The organism is Dactylosporangium sp. CA-152071, from assembly GCF_050936335.1.
GTDB classification, from domain to species: Bacteria; Actinomycetota; Actinomycetes; order Mycobacteriales; family Micromonosporaceae; genus Dactylosporangium; species Dactylosporangium maewongense.
Window position 1 is genome coordinate 4,302,451 of sequence record NZ_JBNJMZ010000002.1, and the last position, 19,326, is coordinate 4,321,776.

At 70.1% G+C, this 19,326-nt stretch carries 14 protein-coding genes; 2 read left to right on the forward strand and 12 right to left on the reverse strand.

All coding sequences use genetic code 11. The features are described 5' to 3' along the window. Window positions 1–11: 11 nt before the first annotated feature. The 12 genes from ACQEVZ_RS59125 to ACQEVZ_RS59180 all read right to left on the reverse strand — a co-directional run bounded on the left by ACQEVZ_RS59125 (window position 12) and on the right by ACQEVZ_RS59180 (window position 16,955). Window positions 12–950, reverse strand: coding sequence for a hypothetical protein (locus tag ACQEVZ_RS59125; protein ID WP_433385672.1), 939 nt, complete (start codon window positions 948–950; stop codon window positions 12–14). A 79-nt stretch (window positions 951–1,029) separates the two neighbouring features. After that, entirely contained in the window at window positions 1,030–2,025 is a 996-nt protein-coding gene (locus tag ACQEVZ_RS59130; protein ID WP_433385675.1) for an enediyne biosynthesis protein, read from the reverse strand. Further along, window positions 2,022–3,998, reverse strand: coding sequence for a CRTAC1 family protein (locus tag ACQEVZ_RS59135; protein ID WP_433385678.1), 1,977 nt, complete (start codon window positions 3,996–3,998; stop codon window positions 2,022–2,024). Before ACQEVZ_RS59135 ends, ACQEVZ_RS59130 begins: the two co-directional genes overlap by 4 nt. 278 nt (window positions 3,999–4,276) lie before the next feature. Beyond that, window positions 4,277–5,647 (reverse strand): cytochrome P450, encoded by a 1,371-nt coding sequence (locus ACQEVZ_RS59140; protein ID WP_433385681.1) that lies wholly within the window; start codon window positions 5,645–5,647, stop codon window positions 4,277–4,279. Continuing rightward, the gene (locus tag ACQEVZ_RS59145) at window positions 5,644–6,183 is read right to left on the reverse strand and encodes a flavin reductase family protein (protein ID WP_433385684.1); all 540 of its coding nucleotides are present in this window, start codon (window positions 6,181–6,183) and stop codon (window positions 5,644–5,646) included. The genes ACQEVZ_RS59140 and ACQEVZ_RS59145 overlap by 4 nt, the downstream gene beginning before the upstream one ends. A 22-nt stretch (window positions 6,184–6,205) precedes the next feature. Next, entirely contained in the window at window positions 6,206–6,646 is a 441-nt protein-coding gene (locus ACQEVZ_RS59150; RefSeq protein ID WP_433385687.1) for an acyl-CoA thioesterase, read from the reverse strand. Next, the gene (locus ACQEVZ_RS59155) at window positions 6,646–12,450 is read right to left on the reverse strand and encodes an SDR family NAD(P)-dependent oxidoreductase (RefSeq protein ID WP_433385690.1); all 5,805 of its coding nucleotides are present in this window, start codon (window positions 12,448–12,450) and stop codon (window positions 6,646–6,648) included. Before ACQEVZ_RS59155 ends, ACQEVZ_RS59150 begins: the two co-directional genes overlap by 1 nt. Further along, a complete protein-coding gene (locus ACQEVZ_RS59160) occupies window positions 12,447–13,427 on the reverse strand; it encodes a DUF1702 family protein (RefSeq protein ID WP_433386220.1) in 981 nt (326 codons plus the stop codon). The genes ACQEVZ_RS59155 and ACQEVZ_RS59160 overlap by 4 nt, the downstream gene beginning before the upstream one ends. A 110-nt stretch (window positions 13,428–13,537) precedes the next feature. Then, entirely contained in the window at window positions 13,538–14,551 is a 1,014-nt protein-coding gene (locus tag ACQEVZ_RS59165; RefSeq protein ID WP_433385693.1) for a DUF1702 family protein, read from the reverse strand. A 54-nt stretch (window positions 14,552–14,605) separates the two neighbouring features. After that, window positions 14,606–15,181, reverse strand: coding sequence for a copper resistance protein CopC (locus tag ACQEVZ_RS59170; RefSeq protein WP_433385696.1), 576 nt, complete (start codon window positions 15,179–15,181; stop codon window positions 14,606–14,608). A gap of 2 nt (window positions 15,182–15,183) precedes the next feature. Continuing rightward, entirely contained in the window at window positions 15,184–15,750 is a 567-nt protein-coding gene (locus tag ACQEVZ_RS59175; RefSeq protein WP_433385699.1) for a hypothetical protein, read from the reverse strand. Beyond that, window positions 15,708–16,955 carry a carboxymuconolactone decarboxylase family protein gene (locus tag ACQEVZ_RS59180; protein ID WP_433385702.1) on the reverse strand — a complete coding sequence of 416 codons (1,248 nt, stop codon included), beginning with the start codon at window positions 16,953–16,955 and terminating at the stop codon, window positions 15,708–15,710. Before ACQEVZ_RS59180 ends, ACQEVZ_RS59175 begins: the two co-directional genes overlap by 43 nt. Before the next feature lie 184 nt (window positions 16,956–17,139). Here ACQEVZ_RS59180 and ACQEVZ_RS59185 point away from each other — a divergent pair, with 184 nt between their 5' ends. After that, a complete protein-coding gene (locus tag ACQEVZ_RS59185) occupies window positions 17,140–17,670 on the forward strand; it encodes a DUF5987 family protein (protein ID WP_433386222.1) in 531 nt (176 codons plus the stop codon). Continuing rightward, a complete protein-coding gene (locus ACQEVZ_RS59190) occupies window positions 17,667–19,304 on the forward strand; it encodes an FAD-dependent oxidoreductase (protein ID WP_433385705.1) in 1,638 nt (545 codons plus the stop codon). Before ACQEVZ_RS59185 ends, ACQEVZ_RS59190 begins: the two co-directional genes overlap by 4 nt. Window positions 19,305–19,326: the final 22 nt, after the last annotated feature.

Below are 19,326 nucleotides of genomic sequence, written 5' to 3' on the forward strand. Positions count from 1 at the left end.
AGACGCGAGGGTCAGGCGTTGTACCACATGGTGGGGAACCATCCGATGCCGAACATCGCCGGCAGGCGGACGTCCCAGTACACGACGTTGAACACGCCGAGCGCGACGAGCAGGCTGCCCGTCACCACGGCGGCCCGCCGCGGGCTCGCGCCGAGCCACGACAGGAAGCGCCCCCTGGTGAGGAGCACGACGACGGCGAAGACGGCCGCGACGAACACGACGTTGCCCACCGACTGCAGCACGAAGGCGAGCGAGCCGTAGAGCGGGTTGTCGGTGTCCGCCGCGTAGTGGAAGAGCTTGTTGAACAACGGGTACGGCCGGCCGATGAGGAAGCCGCCGACGAGGCCGCCGAGGACGACGACGCGGGCGGTGGGCCGGTCGCGGAACAGGTCCGGCAGGACGCCGAGCGCGGCCAGGCCCAGGTAGACCAGGGCGAGGCCGATGAGGCCGAAGACGACCGAGGACTGCAGGAGCCGGACCGGCACGTCGCCGACCTTGTCGGTGGACAGCTGCGGCAGCCGGTCGCCGAGCAGGACACCGACGAAGCCGTACACCGCCGACACCGCCACCATGCCGACGGTGAGCCACCCGAGCGGGCGCAGCAGCCGCCGCAGCGGGCCGCCGCGCTGGCCGGCACCGGCCTGTGACAGCGGACCGACGGACGCCGCCATCGCGATGTTGCAGGCGGTGAAGGTGCCGGCGAGCCCGGACACGAACGCGAAGACCAGGCCGGCGGTGGTGCCGGCGATGGCGGTCTTCTTCGCGTCGTGGCCGAGCAGGTTGTTGGCGACGTTGTCGCCGATGACCGAGTCGACGAACTCGTAGGACCAGAGCACCGCCAGCGCGATGCCGGCCAGGACACTGAACAGGACGACCCGGCCGTTGCGGGCGCGTCGGGGGGTGAGGTGCGGGCCCGGCGTGACGCCGGTCCGCAGGTGGGTGGATGCCACGCTTCCTCCAAAGTGGACGGACAAGGGAACGCGGCCGGTACCGGGACGACGCTGTCCCGGTACCGGCCGACGTACTGCCTCAGGTGGTGGCCACTGCCGTGCGGCGCTCCCGCAGCCACTTCGCCCACCAGAACAGGCCGCGGGCGGCGCAGACGATGGTGACGGCGAAGAACAGCGTGTAGACCACGTTCGCCAGCAGCAGCGCGCCGTAGACGAACGCGACGCTGGAGCCGAACATGAACTGCGCCTTGCCCGACGTCGGGGTGGTGCCCGGGTCGGTGATCATGTAGTTGGTGAAGAGGATGAACGCGACACCGGTCATCGGGCCGAGCGCCGCCCACAGCGCGACGTCCCACACGTAGTGGCGGATCAGCGCCTGGATGACGAACGCGCCGACCCAGCCGACGATGAGCGCGACCCGCTTCGTCAGCAGCGAGTTGAGGATCGTGCCGGCGGTGAGGATGACGGTCGGCACCACGATGCGGATCACGTCGGGGACGTGCTCGGTGAAGTGGTACGGCGGCGCCACGTTGACCCAGCCGAACAGCAGCAGTGTCACCGTGATGCCGAAGTTCGACGGGTTCATGAAGTGCCGCAGCCGGCCCTTGATCGGGGCCCGCAGCAACACCTTCTGCCCGACGGCCACGACGACGGCGAACGCGATCGGCCAGTACACGTCGTTGGCGTAGAGCAGCATGTTCGCGGCCAGCGCGGTGATGTGCGACGGCAGCAGGAAGGTGTACAGACCCCAGCCCCCGTGCCCGGAGTAGCCGGGGGCACGCCGCTCGGCTTTTGCCGCGATCCACTCCACGACGAGCTCCGTCGAGTAGCCGATGGCGAGGGAGAAGATCGGCCACGTCCACGGCTGTTCGAAGCCGAGCACGGTGTAGCCGAGGATGTTGAAGATGCTCATGGAAATCGCGAAGTTGCGCAGGGCGAGATAGCGTGGGTCACGGCCGTCGATGCGCTCCGGTACCGCCGGTGCGACCGCGAGGGCCGACCTCGAGGCGGGGGGTGGCACCGTGGCGACCGGCGCCTCAGTCGAAACATTGACGCGGGGCTGCACGTCGGTCATGACGGCCGCACCTCCTGGGCTTGCGTGGTCAACATGAGGTCGTGCTGTCCGGGGGTCAGCTGCAGCGTCTGCTTGTGCATGGCGCCGGTGTTGTCGAGCCAGCACACCTCGACCGCTACCGGCTTGCCGCCGTTGCTGCCGAGCCCGAAGTGCTGGTCAAAACCGCGCTTGCCGGAGTGCCCACTGCCGCCGTCGAGCTGCGACACCTGCGTGCGGCCGTCGGCCGTGGTGACGCGCACCTGGGCGTTGTAGGCCGGCGCACCCGGAAGACCTCCGGATGCGGTGACACCCCCCGTTGTCGGGCGGTACAGACCGATGCTGATGTACTCACCGCTTCCGGCCTTGGTGTTGCGGTAGTACGACGGAGCACCCCACTGCCGCGCGATCGCGAAGTCCTGGGCACCGTCACCGTCGACGTCGGCGATCGCGACCCCGCGGCTCGGGATGTCCGAGGTCATGCCGAGTTCGGCGCTGATGTTGGCGTAGCGGCCGTTGCCCTCCTTGACCCAGAACGCGAACGGTTGCGAGCCGGCGATATCGTCGCCAGGCTTCGCGTTGGGCCACATCTGCGGCTCCTGCAGCAGCAGGTCGTTGGTCATCGCCAGCTCCTGCAGCCACGACCAGCGGTTGATCTTGCCCTTGACGAAGCCCGCGGTCTGTACCAGCGACAGCCGCCCGCTGTTGTCGAAGTCGGCGGCCTTGGCGTCCCAGCCCCAGCCGACCCACGCGATGTTGGCGGCGGCGGCCTTGTTCTCGAAGGGCGCCCGCCCCTCCTTGAGCATGGTGCCAGCCTTCGCCGGGTCCGCCGCGATGTTCTGGTAGTAGAGGTTGCTTTCCTCCAGGCCCCAGCTGGTGGTGATGTTGCTGATGAACATGTCGAACTGCCCGTCGCCGGACAGGTCGCTGAACTCCATCGACATGCCCTTGAAGGAGTCATGCCCGACGACGAGGGACTTCGGCGTGAAGGCGCCGCGCTCCCCCTCGGCGAGGGCGAACTTGATCTGGCCGGGCGTGGAGACGTTGCGGAAGAAGCGGTCCCGGCCGAAGTCGTTGGCGAGGTACAGCTCCGGGCGCAGGTCGCCGTCGAGGTCCGCAGACCCGGCCCCGAGCGTCCAGCCGGTCGCGGCCGACGGCGGGATCGCCTTCTGCTCCACGTACGTGACGCTCGGCTCGTCGCCGCTGGTGGCGGCCTCCCAGTGCAGCACGTGCGCGCCGCCGGCGTTCTCCGCCCGCGACATCGAGTGGTTCATCTGCACGTTGGGGTCACCCTGCGGGTCGAGGACCTGGGTGTCGGGGAAGTAGTTGAACACGCCGATGTCCACGTGGCCGTCGCCGTCGAAGTCGGCGACGTTCACCGCGTTGGTGTTCCACAGCGGGCCGCCGTAGCCGCCGGCCGCGGTGTTCGACGCGGCGACCAGCTCGGTGGGCCGGAACGCGGCCATCTCCAGCGCGGTGGCACCGGGCTTGTGCATGTACAGCACCGGCGTGCGGCCCCAGTAGTAGACGAGCAGGTCGGTCCAGCCGTCAGCGTTGTAGTCGCCGGGCACGCAGCCCATCGGCGCCATCGTGGCGCTGGTCGGCAGCGGCGCCGGGTTCAGCACGAACGGCGCGTAGGTCGCCCCGCCCTGCGGCGCTGGCGTGACGATCGCCGAGTCGCTGCGGGTGTCGATGAGGCACAGATCGTTGGGCCGGCCGTTACCGTCGATGTCATTGACGGCGACCGCCGCCCCGACGGAGGAGATCCAGGCCCGGATGTGCTCGTACCTCGGGTTGACCTTTCGCACCGTGTTCTGCGGCAGGCCGGGTGGCAGTGCGATCTGCAGTTCGCTGAACGCGAACCGGTTGGCGAGGGCGCTGCGGGTGGCCGCTGACGCCTCGGGCAGCCTGGCCGCTACGTAGAGCGCGGCAACCAGTACCAAGACAAAGGCGCCTGGGATGAGCCGGCGCAGGACTCCGACAGGATGCGATGGCACAGTTCTCCCTTGAGGTCGACGGCATGACGCCCGCGGCTGGACGGCCGGACACCTGCGTGATCGACCGGCGGGATTCCACGAGCTGGTCGAGAACCGCCGTATCCCGGCCGTGTTCATCGATCCATGGCCATCGTTGCGAAGCGGCAACAGTGATGTCTTCTCAGGACGTGCTCAACAGCGCCTTCCGGCCTCGGCCCGGGCCACGCCGGTGGCACGATCTCAAGCGGATGCCCGCCGGAGCGGCAGCGCCGGCGGGCATCGACAGCTTGCTCGGCGGCTCACCCGGCGGGAGCCACCGTCATCGGAAGGCCGCCGCGGATACGCAGCGACAGCATGGGCTCGGCGACCACCCGATAGCCGGGTACCTTCTCCATCCGCAGATCCCGCATCAACAGTGCGATGACGAACGCGGCCTCCATCATCCCGAGGTGGTTGCCGACACAGAACCGCGGCCCGGCGCCGAACGGGATGTACGCGTACCGAGGCCGCTCCGCCGTGCCGGCGGTGCGGCCTGGGTCGAACCGGTCGGGGTCGAACCGCTCCGGCTCGGGCCAGAAGGCTGGGTGCCGGTGCAGGGTGTACGGGCACACGAGCACATCCGCTCCGGCCGGCACCCGGTAGCCGCCGACCTCGTCCGCGCGCTGCGCCTTGCGCGGCAGAATCCACACCGGCGGGTACAGGCGCATCACCTCTTCCAGCACCATCGAGGTGTACCGCAGCCGGTGCAGGTCCTCGAAGACCGGCAGCCGATCACCGAGGACCTCGACCGCCTCGTCGTGCAGCCGCTGCCGCACGTCCGGGTGCAAGTCGATGAGGTACAGCGCCCAACTGAGCGTGCTGGCGGTCGTCTCGTGCCCGGCGAGCAGCAAGGTGACCAGTTCGTCACGGAGCCGCTCCTGGCCGACAGCGGGATCGTTCTCGGCGTCGGCGGACACGATGAGCCGTGACAGCACGTCGTCGCGGTCGCCGGTCTGCGACCGGCGACCGGCGACGAGCTCCTCGACGATGCGGCCCAGGTCCCGGCGGGCCCGGCGGAACCGCAGCTGCCGCGGCAACGGGATCCACGTCGGGACCGCGCTGAGCGACGCCAGCTCGAACATCGCCTGGTCCTGCACCGCGGCGAACGAGTCGCCGATCGAGCTGTACCGGCCGAGGTCCGTGTCAAGCAACGTTCGCCCGAGCACGCCGAGGGTCAGCGTCGTCATCTCGTCGAGGACGTTGACCGGACCGGCGCCGATCCGACCGCGCAGCCTCTCGACGAGCCCCGCGGCCTCCTGCGCGACGACGCCCGCCTGCAGCGCTATCCGCCGGCTCTGGAACGCCGGCTGCACGACCTTGCGCTGCTTGCGCCACAGGTCACCCTCGCTGGTGAGCAGACCGTCGCCGAGCGCCCGGCGGGCGTGCACCAAGCCGATGCCTTTGTGGTAGTTGCCCGCGTTGTCGGCAAGCACGTGCTTGGCGTGATCGGGATGGTTGAAGAAGTACAGCGTCTTCGGCCCGACCGCGAGGCGGGACGCGTCACCGTAGCGGTTCGCGGCGTCAGTCATCATGCCGAGCCGGTCGCGGCCCATCCGCATCAGCATGCCCATCGCGGTGGCCCGCGGGCTGCTGGGCGGATCCAGCAGCCCGCGCCGCTCCAGTGCCGTCACGTCGTCACCTCACTGTGCTCCTGCCGTAGATGGTGGAACCTGCCGTACAGGAAGAGCAGTGCCTCGTCGTCGACGGTCCGGCCCATCGACAGGACCCGACCGACGAAGATTGTGTGGTCGCCGCCGTCGTAGGTGCGCCACACCTCGCATTCGAAGTGCGCCAGGGCGCCATCGACCAGCGGCGCCCCCGTGTTCGCTCCTGGCGACCAGTCGACCGCGTCGAACTGTTCCCAGCCCAGCGGCCGGCGCTGGTTGGCGAAGTAGCGGGCCAGGTCTTCCTGCTCCGAGGACAGCACCGAGACCGCGAACGCACCGACCTTCTCGAGGGAGGAGTGCATGATCGCCTGCCGGCCGACGCAGATCGACACCAGTGGCGGGTCCAGCGACACCGCGGAGAAGGAGTTGGCGGTCATGCCGTGCGCCGTGACGCCGCCGACGGTCACCACCGTGACGCCGGTGGCGAACGCGCCGAGAGCGCGCCGCAACATTTTCGGATCGGTCGCCGCGTTGAGCGGCGGCACTGGCTGGACGTCCACGTCCACCTCCTGTTCGGGCCGGTCAGACCCGGGCCATCGACGTGTACGGCTCCAGGGCCCGCGCGAGCGGCTCCGGCACGCGCGCCGGCACCGTCCTGGTGTTCGGTCCGCGCATGCAGGCCACCCGCTGCCCGCCCCGGGCGACGAGCAGTTCCCCGCCGTCCGGGGCGACACGTACGTAGTCGAAACTGAACTCGATCTGGGTCTGCGCGAGTTCCACCAACCGCATCCGGATCGCCACCTCGTCGAACGCGGTGATCTCGGCGAAGAACTCGCATCCGACCTTGAGCGTGAACAGCTTCAGGTCGTCCTGCAGGTCCGCCAGCACCTCGGGTGCCTTGTCCCTGAGGAAGAGCTCCCGGCAACGGCCCTGCCAGCGCAGATAGTTGACGTAGTACACGTTGCCGACGAGGTTGGTCTCCTCGAAGCCCACCGTGTGCCGATATTCGAAGTAGGCGTCCATCACTGCTGCCCTCCGGTCAGCACCGCGAAGACGACCGGGCCGGTGATGCCACGCACGGTCGTGACGAACGTCGCGGCACACCCGTCCCCGGTGGAGAAGACGACCCAGCCGGGCCGCTCGGTCGACGTCAGGCTCACCGGTCCCAGCGTCGAGCGGCCCGCCTTCTGCATGGCCTCCACGACCGACCACACGCGCGTCGCCGTGGTGTCGTGGTCCTCCCCGGTCACGCCGCCGGTGAGCACCGCCAAGTCGGCGTGGCCGCCGAGCAGGCCCTGCCAGTCCTGCGGGCTGCGGGACACGACCGGTTCGACGTCGCAGCCGAGCACCCCCGTCGCGGCGGTGCACAGGGTCAGGCCCGCGCCGTGCGCCGCGGAGATGGTCCGCGGGTCGTCGACCTCGGGTTTGCCGTCGGGGCGGTACCGCACGGTGACGCTGCGGCCGAACACCCGCCCGGCGGCCACCGCGGTGCGGGCCCGTCGTTGCGCCACATGGTCGCTGCCGATGGTCGGGCCGTCGGGTTCGACAGCGACCGCCACCTGAGCCCCGACCAGGTCCTCGAGCGTGCGCTCCAGGTACGAGCCGAGCAGCGGCGCCACCCACGGTCCCCGGCCGTCGAGCTTGCGGACGGCCCGAAGGTGCAGCCCGTCCCACCGTTCGACCACCGTGCCGTCCTCGGCACGCAGTGCGATGTCGTAGATATACAGGTCGCCGTCGTGGCTGCGTTCCGTCGCGCAGTACCGGAGCCCGGTCATCGAGGTGAGCCGCTCACCCGCAGGGTGAATGCGCTCGACCCCCGCCGGCAGCAGCGTCGCGTCCGGCACGCACACCTGGTTGCCGTGCATGAGCGCGTCACGGACCCCCGGGTCGCCGAGCAGCAACCGGTCCGGCAGGTACGCCGCGAACCATCGCGTCCCGGGATCGGCCGCCACGTCGGCGTCGACGTCGCGCGCCGCGACCCGGTGGTAGCCGCGCAGCCGCTGGAACCGGCCGCCCTGGAACAGGACGCCGTCATAGAGCTCGGCGAGCGGGTCCAGCACAACGGCCGGCAGTTCCGGGCCGACCTGGACCGGCGGGCCGTCGGGGGCCTCGCCGCGGTTGAGTCGCAGACGCGCCCGGAAGTGGTCGGCGGCGAACTGCGTCTCGCCGCTGCGGATGACCACCTCGACGGTGTCGTCGGCAGTGACGGCGGCGGCGATGCGGATGACGGTGCTGCCGTCCGGCGGCACCACGATCGGTCGCAGGAAGCGTGCGTCCTCGATGACGGGCACGCCGTCGTGGCCGGTGACGGCCGCGGTGACCTGTGCCATCGCCTCCATGCCGAACACCGCCGGGAACAACAGGTTGCCGTCGAGGAGGTGGTCGGCGAGGTACAGGTCGGTGCCGGCGCTCAGCTCAACCTCGGTGACGAGCTCGACGCCGTGGTAGCGCACCAGTGGCCGCTCCACGAACCGCAGCAACGGCAGGGCCGGCTTGTCGTAGCGAACCGTGTCGATACCTTGTGTGCGGCCGCTGATGACGACGACCGGCGGGGCCTCAGGGTCGGCCAGTAGCCGCCTCAACAGGGCGATGCCCTGGTCGGGAGTGATCGGCACGACGCCCTCGCGCGTCAGTGACTCGACGACCGACAGCCGCTCTCCCATACCGACGCCCGACCACACCGACCATTCCATGCACAGCGTCCGGCAGTTCGGGAAGTCCCGGCCGATGCGCACCGTCAGGTCCGCGAGCCACTCGTTGGCGGTGGCGTAGTGCGCCTCGCCACGCAGTCCCGCCCGGCCGATGATGCTGCCGAGCGTCACCAGCAGCTTCAGCTGAGACGGGTCGACGGTGTCCAGAACCGCGCGCAGGCCGTCGATCTTCGGGGCGAACGTACTCCGGAACGCCTCCATGTCCAGGGTGGTCACCGAGGCGGGCTCGTTGCGTCCGGCGCCGTGCAGCACGGCCGTAATCGGGCCGAGCGTCCCGGTCAGACGGGCGACGGCCGAGCGGACTGCCGCTGCGTCGGTGACGTCGGCCTGGGCATAGCAGACGCTGACGCCCTGCTCGGTCATGCGGCGCAGGTTCGCCGACAGTTCCGCGTCGTGCGCGGGGTCGGAGCGGCCGAGCAGTGCGAGCGACGCCCCGCTGTCGAGCGCCATCGCCAGCGCGCACTCGGCGGTGATGCCCTTGCCGCCGCCGGTCACCAGCAGCACATCAGTGCGCTCCAACGGCACGTGGGTGATCGCCGGCTCGACAGGCATCGCCCGCAGCGTCGGTACCCGCCGCACACCGTCGGCGTCGTAGTACGCCTCCGAGAAGCCGGTCGTCGCGGCGACCTCCCCGACCACCCAGCCGACCGCGGCATCGACCGCCGGCACGTGAACGACCGTAGTCGTGACGTTCGGCGCCTCGAGGCGGACGGTCTTGGCCAGGCCGGCCGCGCCACGGCCGTGCTGCACGAGGACGAACCGCACGGGACTGCGGCTGGACACCGCGGCCTTCGCCGCGTCCAACGCCACGTGCAGCTGCTCCGGTGTGCACTGCTCGGGCAGGCAGACCAGCAGCCCGGCGCCAACGCCGGCGCGTTCCAGCGCACGGCGCAGCGGCTCGGCGATCGGGTGTCCCGCGTCGGCGTAGAGCTCCCAGCGGCCGTCTGCCTGCCTCGCGGCCGGCGACGGCACCGCGACCGGGTCGAGCGCTACCGACCACGCGCGGGCCCACGGCGCTGCCCCGGTCACCTGGGTGACCGCAGACACGGCGCCGTCGTGCGCGGTGGCGGCGAGCGCGTCCAGCGTCGCGGCGAGTTCCTCGATCGTCGCCGTGGCGAGGTTCGTCGGCAGCTGCGCGACCGGCAGGCCCATCTGCTGCGCCACCTGGTTGAGCACCTGACCGACGGTGATGGAGCTCAGGTGCAGGTCGTCCAGGAGCCGGTTGTCGGTGCGCACGAGCTCCACCGGCAGCTCGGCCCGTTCGGCGGCCATCCGCCGGAGCAGGTCGATACTGGACTCGGCCACTGCCGGTTCGGCATGGGCGGTGGGTTCCACCGGCACGACCGGCTGCGCAGCGGGCACCAGCCTGAGCGTGTCGGCGCGGCGCACCGACGCGACCTGCGGTGCCTGCTCGCACGGGCTGGCGAAGAACGAGAACTGCGCACCGATCGCCACCGGGCGAATCAGCCGGCCGTGGAACAGCGCGCTGTCCACCGGCGCCGCACCGACGATGTAGGCGGCGGCGACGGCCCGCAACACACCCGCGATCGACTCGTCGTCGGTGTTCACCGCCACCGCCGGCACGTCGGTCGCCGCGGCGGCCAGATCGGACAGGACCCGTCCGGGACCGACCTCGATGAACAGGTCGACCTCCTTGGCGGCCAGCGTGACCGCCTGGTTGAACAGCACCGGATCCGTGATCTGGCGGTGCAGCAGTGCGGCGACGTCAGTGTCGCGGGCCAGGATGTCGCCGGTGACGGTCGAGATGACCCGCCGCCCGACCGGTCCGAATTCCTCCTGCGCCAGGCACGCACCGAACGCGGCAGCGGCCGGGGCGACCAGGGGCGAATGGAAGGCGTGCGAGACGTGCAGCCTGGTGCACGGCACCGCGGCGGCGGTCGCCCGCTCACCGACGGCCTGGATCGCGTCCACCGGCCCGGCCACGACGGTCTGCGACGGGCCGTTGTAGCCGGCGATGACGACGGGCAGCCCGGCGACGAGCGCTTCGACGCTCTCGGGGCCGGCCGCGAGCCCGGCCATCGTCCCCGAGGCGCTGTGCTGCGACATGGTGCGACCGCGCAGCGCCGCGATACCCAGCAGCTCGGTCTCGCCCATGACGCCCGCCCACTGCAGTGCGGCAAGTTCACCGAGGCTGTGCCCGACGGCGACAGTGGCCTCGATGCCCAGGGTGGACATCACCCGCAGCGCCGCCATGGAGCCAGTCACGATGCGCGGCTGCGCGACCTCGGTCGCCACGATGTCACCGGCGCTCGGCAGCGCCGCGTCGACGTAAACTTCCTCGGCCTCGGCGAACCTGCGGCGCATCGCTCCGCCGGAGACGCCCCGGCCGGAGCCCTGACCGGGGAACAGAAACCCGATCCTGCCCGGTCCGCTGACGTGACCGAGGAAGCTGTGACCGTCCGCGGCGAAGTGGCTCGTGTCGCCGTCGTCGAGGATCTTGCACAGCCAGCTCAGTCGCTCGACGGCGCTGTCAGGCGAGGACGCGATGACGGCCGCCCGGTAGGGCAGGTCGCGCAGTCCCGCGTGCAGCGTGACGGAAAGGTCCGACAACTGGGCGTAGGACAACGACGGCACGAAGTGCGCCAGCTCGTCGAGCTTCTCCCTCAGCTCCTGTGCCGAGCCCGCGTCGATGACCAGCAGCTCGGCGTCCTGCAGCGACGACGACAGGGCCCTGGTTCGGCTGTCCATCGGTGTGCGGCGGCGCAGTGCCGTGTTCTCCAGCACGATGTGGGTGTTGATCCCGCCGAAGCCCATGGCGGTGACCCCGACACGCACCGGCATGTCCCGCGGCCACGCCTCGGCTTTGCGCAGCACCCGCAGTGCCGCCGTGTCGCCGCTCAGCACCTCGTGCGGATCCCGGGTACCGATCGACGGCGGCAGCACCTGGTGGTAGGCGGCGAGCGCGGCCTTGATAAGTCCCGCGACGCCAGCGGCGGCCTTCGTGTGGCCGATCATGCCCTTGATCGAGCTGATCGCGGCCGGGTCCGCATCCGGGTCCGCGTCGCGGCGCGCCGCTGACAGCGCGGCGAGTTCGGTGGCGTCGCCGACCTTCGTGCCGGTGCCGTGCCCCTCGAACAGCGCCACGGTCTCGATGCCGAATCCTGCCCGCTCGTAGGCGCGCTGCAGGGCGAGCCTGTAGCCGTTGGCCTCCGGGCGGGTCATACCGCCCTTGCCGTCGGAGGAGATGCCCCAGCCGGCGATGGAGGCGTAGATGCGGTGGCCGGCCGCACGCGCCTCCGGCTCGCGCATGAGCACGACCATGCCGCAGCCTTCACCGGGCCAGAAACCGTTGGAGCCGCGGTCGTAGACGCGCATCTCACCCGTAGCGAGGGCGCCGGTCTTGGCGAATCCGATGATCTCGAACGGGTCGATGGACAGGTCGACGCCGCCGGCGACCGCGACGTCAGCCTCGCCGTCGACGAGCGCCTTGCAGGCCGTTGCGACGGACAGCAGCGAGGAGGAGCAGGCGCCGTCAACGGTGTAGCCGCCTCCCCTGAGGTCGAAGTGGTTGCAGATGCGTCCGGCGATGGTGTTGGACAGCGCGCCGGCGAGGGTGTCCTCGTCGATCTCCGGGAACGGCTGCTTGTAGGCGTCCTCGAACTCCGCCAGGAAGTTGTGCAGCTGGTCGTCGTCCCAGTCCTGTGCCTTGAGCGCGGCCGTGACCATACGGCTCACGTACGGCCAGCGCAGCCGCAGCTGGTTGGCACGGGCGAACTCGCCAGTGAGGCTGTTGCCGACGATGACCGCAGTGCGTTCCCGTGGCAGCCCTTCGGCCATCGGGAAGCCGGCGTCGGCGAGCGCGAGGGCGGCGACGTCCAGGGCGAGCCAGTGCGTGAGGTCGGTCGACCGGTACGTGCTGCCGGCAATCTTGTAGGCGACCCGATCGAACTCGTAGCCTTCGATGACCGCCGCCAGGCGGGCATAGAAGCGGTCCTTGGCCTTCGGATCGGCGTCGAAGTAGTCCTCGAGCCGCATGCGTTCGTTGGGCAACTGCCGGAACGCGCGCCGACCGGCCAACGCGTTCTCCCACAGTTCCCTGGGTGAGGTGGCGTCCGGGTACCGGCACGCCATGCCCACCACGGCGATATTGGTCATCTCAGGTCACCTTCCACGCGCCCCGTGAGCGCCGCCTTGATACGAAGTCGCCAGATCTCGTACGCGGGAACCTCGTCGTCGAAGGGAAGTCCGACAAGCGCCTCGTCGGTCACCTTGGCTGCGCCGGCCGTCGACTGGCCACACAGCACCTGGGTCGCGACCTCGTTGTGCGCGACCACGAGTCCCGCTCGGACCCGTGCACCGGCCGCGAACGCCGAACCCTGCGCGACGTCGCCGGCGTAGCTGCCGGCAGCATCCTTAAACCAAGCCAGCTCTGCTTCGTCGCTGCCGCCCGCGTACGTGGCGGCCAGCCCGGCGCCGGCGTACAGATCAGCACGCCGGCGCTCGTCGAAGCGATCGAAGGTCTTCACGACCCGGCGCGGGTCGGTGCCGCACACGAACCACGTGGCCCGCCCGACGCCCTGGTCGATCGCACGATTGGCGTACCAGGCCGGCCCGTCCGCCGGCCAGGGGAACGTGTCGGCCTGGTAACACTCGTCGACGTACTGCCGGGTCTTGAAGTACGCCTGGTGGAAGCCGTAGCCGTCCAGCACGAGCCAGCGCAGCAGCGGGTCCGGCGCGTACAGCGACGGCCACCGGAACCGGGGCACCCGTGCCATCGCCCAGCCGACCCCGACGTACGCCATGTAGATGTGCGCATCGGCGGGTCCGGCGAGAAAGTCCTCGACGTGGTGACCACCGCCGACGGGCAGCCCGTCGCGAACCGCGAACGCCATGGCAGCGCCCTCGTAGGCGAAGCCTCGGTAGGCGTGCGGGACGTCGGTGAGCCGTGCGTCGGCGTCAGCCGGGTGCGGGACCTCGGCCGCGATCGCGTAGCCCGTGAGGAAGTACCGCCCGACGGTCTCCAGCCGGTCGCGGGCCTCTGGACTCTTCACGTGGAAGCCGCGCACGTCCATCCGGGTCTGTCTGACATTCGGAGTGAGCACGCGTCGGCGAAGGGATTGAAAGATCGTCATTCGGGGCCCCCAGTTAGACAGGTTCGACAAATTGTCATCGAGCGATGTCCCTGGCGTCTTCTCCGCAGATGCGGCCCCGAATTCGGATCGGTACCCGGTAGGTTCCGGTTCTACCGGATGGATCCGGTCCGCGTTCCCACGGCGTCGCGAATCTTCGAACGCCACATCTCGTAGTCGAGGTCGGTGGCATCACCGTTCCGGCCTCCGGTCGCGTCGCCGACGTCAACGGCGACGTCGTCGGCGAGGGCGGCGGCCCGGGCGACGGTGAGGTCCGTCAGGGCCGCGACCGCGACCGCAGTGTGCTCGGGTTCGAAGCCGGAGAAGACCCGGGCCTTGGCGGCGAAGACGGAGCCCTGCGCGACGTGGGTCCAGTGTTCCCCCGCGCCGCGGCGCAGCGCGGCAAGCCCGGCGGCGTCGGCGCCGCCGGCGAACGTGGCCGCCAATCCGACGCCGCTCCACAGGTCGGCCTGCCGGTCCGCGGCGAAACGCCGCACGGCGGCGACGACGTCAGGCACCTGCCCGCCATGAATGAACCACAGCGCGCGGCCGATGCCTTGGTCGCAGGCACGCGGGAAGTAGTCCGCCCCGCCCTGCCACGGGTACGGTGCCAGCCGCTCCTGGCGGGTCACCCAGCGCTCCGTCTGAAAGTAGGCACGGTCGAAGCCGTAGCCGTCCACGGCCAGCCAGCTCATCGTCGGGTAGTACGGCGTACCGGTGAGGTCCGGCAAGATCCGCTTCCACAGCGGCCGCGGCAGCCGGGCCATGGCGAATCCGATGCCGATGTAGGTCAGGAACGTGTGAGGCACGGCGGGCCCGGACAGCAATGCCTGGGCCCGGCGACCGCGGCCGCCGGCCATCGCGTCGAGCACGGTGACCGCCATCGTCGCGCCCTCGTAGGCGAAGCCGCGCATTTCCGGCTCCACAAGTTCGAGCCGCTGCACGAGCTCCGCCGACGTGCGGGTGTCGATGCCCCACTCGAAGCCGACGAGTACCGCCTGCGGGATCGCTTCGAGCCGGCGGGTCGCGTCGGTCGGGACAACCGGGAAGCCCCGGTGCGCGAACGAGACCTCCTTGAATGACGGGGTCAGCACCAGACGGCGCACAGAGCCGAGCATGGTCGGCATGGCCTTGCCTCCTCAACCTTGGATCATCCAGGCCGGAGGCGGACGCCTCCGGCCTCAGCGGCGTAGCAGCCGCCGCGCTGATCGACGCAGCAACGCGCCGGCTAGCGCAAGGAGCAGCACCGCATCGACGACGAGCAGCGTCATGTTCATCGGGTCGTCGCTGACGTGCTGGTGCCCGCCGGCGGATGGATCGGCACCAGCGGCACCGATCGGGGTCACCGCGACACCGACACCGAACCGGGTCATCCCCGACAACTCGGCACCGTCGCGGAGCCGGACGTGGAACGCCACCAGGCATGGGCCGTCCGTGACCGAGACGGGCACGGTCAGCCGGTCCCCGTCGAACCGGACAGGTCCAGACACCACCGTCACCCCGCCCTCCCGTGCGACGGTCAGGTGATAGTCGTACGGCGCCAGTTCCCCGGTAAAGATCACCGTGACCGCGGTCGGTGCCGCGCCGAGCGTGACGCCGTCCGCGGGGTCCACGGAGGACACCCGGGCCGGCGCCGGCGCCGACAGCAGCAGGAAGGCAACGACGGTCGCCGCTACCGCGGCGACCAGCCACATGCCCTTGGATCGCAGGGCCGAGCGGAGCCCGCCGGGACGGGCTCCGCTCGTGGCTGCGGTCATGTTCATGCAGCCCCGGCCACGGCCAGCGGCCGGGCGCAGGTGCAGGGCATCTCACGTGCCTCAGCCCGGTTTGGGCGCAGATGCAGGATCATGGCTACGACCATCGGCAGGAAGACGATGGTGTTGTAGAACAGGTGCAGCTCCACCCGGGGGAACACGGTCTGTAGCACGCTGGTGGGCACCGCCTTGCCGAACAGGAACTGGCCGGTCTGCGCCTGCAGGAACAGCAGCAGGTGCTCGATGTGGTGCCAGAACTGGATGGCCAGCGCGATGGTCCACCAGGTCCGTGCCCGGCCGGTGAAGGCGCCGCGCAGCAGGAACAACGCGACCAGCATCACCAGGGCGTAGCCGTAATGCAGCCATTCACTCTTCACCAGCCACGGGTACGCCAGGCCGAGCACGCCCCGTGACTTCGGCAGCGGCCAGTGCAGCACCCAGATCTGGTACGCCTGCGCCAGGTGCTCGGCCCAGTGCGCCAGGACCACCACCATGAACACGTTCAGCGCGATCCGGTGAAACCGGCCGTTCAGGCCGCCCTGCGGTGCCTTTGCCAACCCGACATGCGCCATTCGGGATCCTCCACCTCTGCGAAGTCGCTCACCACCGGCGGAGCGTCAGCACGCGCCGCCGCTAATCTGTTGCCGATCAGCCGCGCCGCCGCGAACGCCGACCAGGCGACCGTGTCCACGAGTCCGGCGTCGGACGGGTCGAACCGGCGGAACTCGCTGATCACTCCCTCGCCGACCTGGTACGACGACACCGCCGTCAGCAGCGCCAGCCGCCCCGCGGCCCGTTCGTGCGCGGGAAGGTCGGCGATGAGGTCCTCGCACCACGTCGTGCTCAGACCCGTATCCTCCCCACGCCAGGCCTCCAACCTGTCCAGGACCAGCCGGCGGACGCCGGCAGGCACGGACCGCGCCCCGGCGAGCTCGAACGTCCGGCAGGATCGGGCGACCGCAGCGGCAATGTCCTCATTGCCGGCGGACCAGGTCATGTCGACCGGTATGGGGGCCGCAGGGAGCAGCCCCACGGAACGGCCGCCAGCGCGGGGGGTGCGCAGCATCGGGCGCAGCAGCCGGCTGATCCCCTGTTTCATCCGCCGGCGCGACCGCGGGCCGAGACCCGGCGGCAGCAGGAAGTTGGACAGGAACACGTTGACCACGCGGCTGACGTAGTGGAAGCCGACGACGACGCCGAGCAGCTCGGCCCGTTCGGCGGCGGCCAGCCCCGGCGGCTCCGGTGCGGCGTCGTCGAGCTGGTGCGCTGTGCGTGCCCACGCGGTCATCGCGCGCAACGCCGGATCTATCATGCTCTCGACCCGGTCTCCGGCAACAGCCTCGGCTTCGTGCTCACCGCTCAGGTCGTACATGCCGACGGTGTGCATCTCCACGCAGTAGGGGCAGATGTTGGCCACTGCGACGGCAGCGGCGACGGCTTCCTTCGCCGCGCGGCCGACGGCCGTGCCGGCCAGTGGCTCGCGGGAGAGCATCCAGTACGCAGCCAGGACGTCCGGCGACGGTGAGTGCAGCTGCGCCGGCGGTACGACGAGCAGCATCTCGTCGGCGATCTGCGCATAAACCTCCCGGACCAAACCGGTGGCGTCCGGCAGGGGCACCGGTGCCACATATCTGATCTGTCGCTGCACCACAGAGGAAGCCACCCGACTGACGACCACAAGCCTCTCCCGTCGATTGCGGTGATGGCATGCTGCCCGCAGCCAACCGCTGCTGCGCCACAGTATCGGCGGCGTCGGCGTCCGGGTACCGCCGATCATCCCGTTACGGCAAAATGCGCACGATAGAAGAATCCGATTTCCGGGGCACGGCCGGAGATGCATTGCCGCTCCCGCGGCAGCGACGATTCGCCTTGTTCGTTTCGCCTTCCTGTCAGGAGATGCCGTGCTTTCCGACCCCCCTGCCGCCAGCGTGTCCGACGTGGACATCGAGCCGGAACAGGCAATGGCCATCGAGGCGTACGCGGACACGATCATCCCCGGGGAACGACGCTTCGCCGGTGATCGGGTGTGCGCCGGCGCAGCAGCCGGCGGCGGCGCCGTCGCTGCCGGCGCCCTGGAACTGCTGACGTGGTCCGCCGGAGGGCTCGCCGAGCAGCTGGGAGACATCGCAGTCCTGCTCAACGTGCACGCCGGCGAGTACGCCGCCGAGCATGATCTAACCCTCGACGACGACGTCCCCCCGTTCGTCGCACTGGACTTCGCGCACCGCACCGCACTCGTGCGCCGGCTCACCGACCCCGGGCATCCAGAGAAGCAGATCTGGATCGGGCTCGCCCTGTTCAGCAACATGGCCTACGACAGCGCGGCTCACATGCACACCGTCGACGCGCTCGCGGCAGGTCACCCGGGTCTCCACGCGATCGGTTACGCAACCGCCGACGTCGATGGCCTGTGGCGATTCCCGCGATTCTCCTACGGCCGCCAGCTCGCCCCCCTGCACCCCAACACGACCTCGACCGGGAGCCCGGCATGACGTACGTGGAATCGACCGACGTCCTGGTGATCGGCAGTGGTTTCGGCGGCGCGATCACCGCCTACCACCTCGCCGCCGGTGGTGCGAAGGTGATCGTCCTGGAACGCGGCCCCTGGCTGGAGCCCCAGGAGTTCGAACACGACTTCAAGCTCGGCTCCTCGTACACCCGGGCGTTCGACTTCGTCGTCGGCGACGGCATGAGCGTGCTCGGCGGCAACTGTGTCGGCGGCGGCAGCGTCGTGTACTTCGCCACGTTGCCGCGGGCGCCGCACTTCGTGTTCGAACGCCGAGGCAGCATCGGCCGTCGGATGTGGCCGGCCAGGATCACCCGCGACACCCTCGACCCGTGGTACGACGTGGTCTGCGAGGCACTGCCGATCGTCCCGCAGCGCTGGGACCAGGTACCGTACGCCGGTGGCCTGTTCGCCGCCGCGTGCGCGCACGCCGGGCGGACCGCCAATCCGTCGCCGTCCGCGGTCGACGTCGACATGTGCACTAACTGCAACTGGATGATGGCCGGCTGCCGCTTCGACGCGAAACGCTCGCTCCTGCTCAACTACCTGCCCGGCGCGATCGCCCACGGCGCGCAGATCCGTCCGTTGCACGAGGTCCAGCGCATCACCCGTCACCCCGACCGCTCCTACCGGGTGCACTACCGCATCGTCGACGACGAGGACTACCGGATCCTGCACGGTGAAGGCGCGATTGACGCGAAGATCGTCATCGTGGCGGCCGGCGCCGGCGCCACCCCCGCGATCCTTCAGCGGTCCGAGCCGGAGCTCGGGGCCATGCCGCACGCGGTCGGCCGATACTTCTCGGGCAACGGCGAACGCTTGAACACGGCAATCTTCGACGAGGGTCGCATCCGTGACGTCCTCGGCTTGGACCGCGGCGACGGCGTGCCCTACGAGGCGTATCAGATCGGTCGCGGTCCTACGGTCGCCAGCTGGGACAAGCTCGACGGCGACCTGCCGGAGTACGAGCGCTACTCGCTGGAGCAGTTGTACTTCCCACCCGGACTCGGCACGATCCTGGCGCAGGTCAAAGACCCCATCGCTGCCAGCTGGTTCGGCGTGGAAAAGAAGGAGATGCTGCGGACCTGGAAGTCGTGGCTGACCATCTTCACGATGTCGGAGGACGACAACGAAGGCGTGTTCGGTCCGCCGCCGGAAACCGGCAACGCGCACCGGATGTCGCAGCAGATGCTCGGCCACGGCCCGCTGTCGTACAAGCCGACGAAGAACACCCGCCGCGGCTGGGACCTGTCCGACGCCGACGTCAAGGACATCATGGAACGTGACGGCCTGGCAACGGTGACGCCATGGACCAACGACATTGTCGGCGCCTACACGGTCCACCCGCTCGCCTCGTGCCGAATCGGCGACGACCCGGCCACCTCCGCCCTCGACGACACGCACGAGCTGCGCGGTCACCCCGGCATCTTCGTCACCGACGGCTCCGCAGTGCCAGGCGCCCTCACCGTCAACCCCGCACTGACCATCTCCGCACTCGCCGAACGCGCCGTACCCGGCATAGTGCGAGCACTGCAGGATCGCGACGTCGCCGTCAAGTACGGGGCACCGTCGCCGACCGGCTTCTCTGCCGCCCGACGCCGGGTGCTCGACCGGTCCTGAATCTCTTTTAGCTCCTCCCCTT

What these genes read in the sequence shown, in the direction of transcription:
- ACQEVZ_RS59130 (WP_433385675.1), bottom strand. Translation starts at nt 2,025, where the DNA reads ATGACCGACGTGCAGCCCCGCGTCAATGTTTCGACTGAGGCGCCGGTC.
- ACQEVZ_RS59185 (WP_433386222.1), top strand. Translation starts at nt 17,140, where the DNA reads ATGGCCATCGAGGCGTACGCGGACACGATCATCCCCGGGGAACGACGC.
- ACQEVZ_RS59175 (WP_433385699.1), bottom strand. Translation starts at nt 15,750, where the DNA reads ATGGCGCATGTCGGGTTGGCAAAGGCACCGCAGGGCGGCCTGAACGGC.
- ACQEVZ_RS59180 (WP_433385702.1), bottom strand. Translation starts at nt 16,955, where the DNA reads ATGATCGGCGGTACCCGGACGCCGACGCCGCCGATACTGTGGCGCAGC.
- ACQEVZ_RS59150 (WP_433385687.1), bottom strand. Translation starts at nt 6,646, where the DNA reads ATGGACGCCTACTTCGAATATCGGCACACGGTGGGCTTCGAGGAGACC.
- ACQEVZ_RS59155 (WP_433385690.1), bottom strand. Translation starts at nt 12,450, where the DNA reads ATGACCAATATCGCCGTGGTGGGCATGGCGTGCCGGTACCCGGACGCC.
- ACQEVZ_RS59160 (WP_433386220.1), bottom strand. Translation starts at nt 13,427, where the DNA reads ATGACGATCTTTCAATCCCTTCGCCGACGCGTGCTCACTCCGAATGTC.
- ACQEVZ_RS59165 (WP_433385693.1), bottom strand. Translation starts at nt 14,551, where the DNA reads ATGCCGACCATGCTCGGCTCTGTGCGCCGTCTGGTGCTGACCCCGTCA.
- ACQEVZ_RS59190 (WP_433385705.1), top strand. Translation starts at nt 17,667, where the DNA reads ATGACGTACGTGGAATCGACCGACGTCCTGGTGATCGGCAGTGGTTTC.
- ACQEVZ_RS59170 (WP_433385696.1), bottom strand. Translation starts at nt 15,181, where the DNA reads ATGACCGCAGCCACGAGCGGAGCCCGTCCCGGCGGGCTCCGCTCGGCC.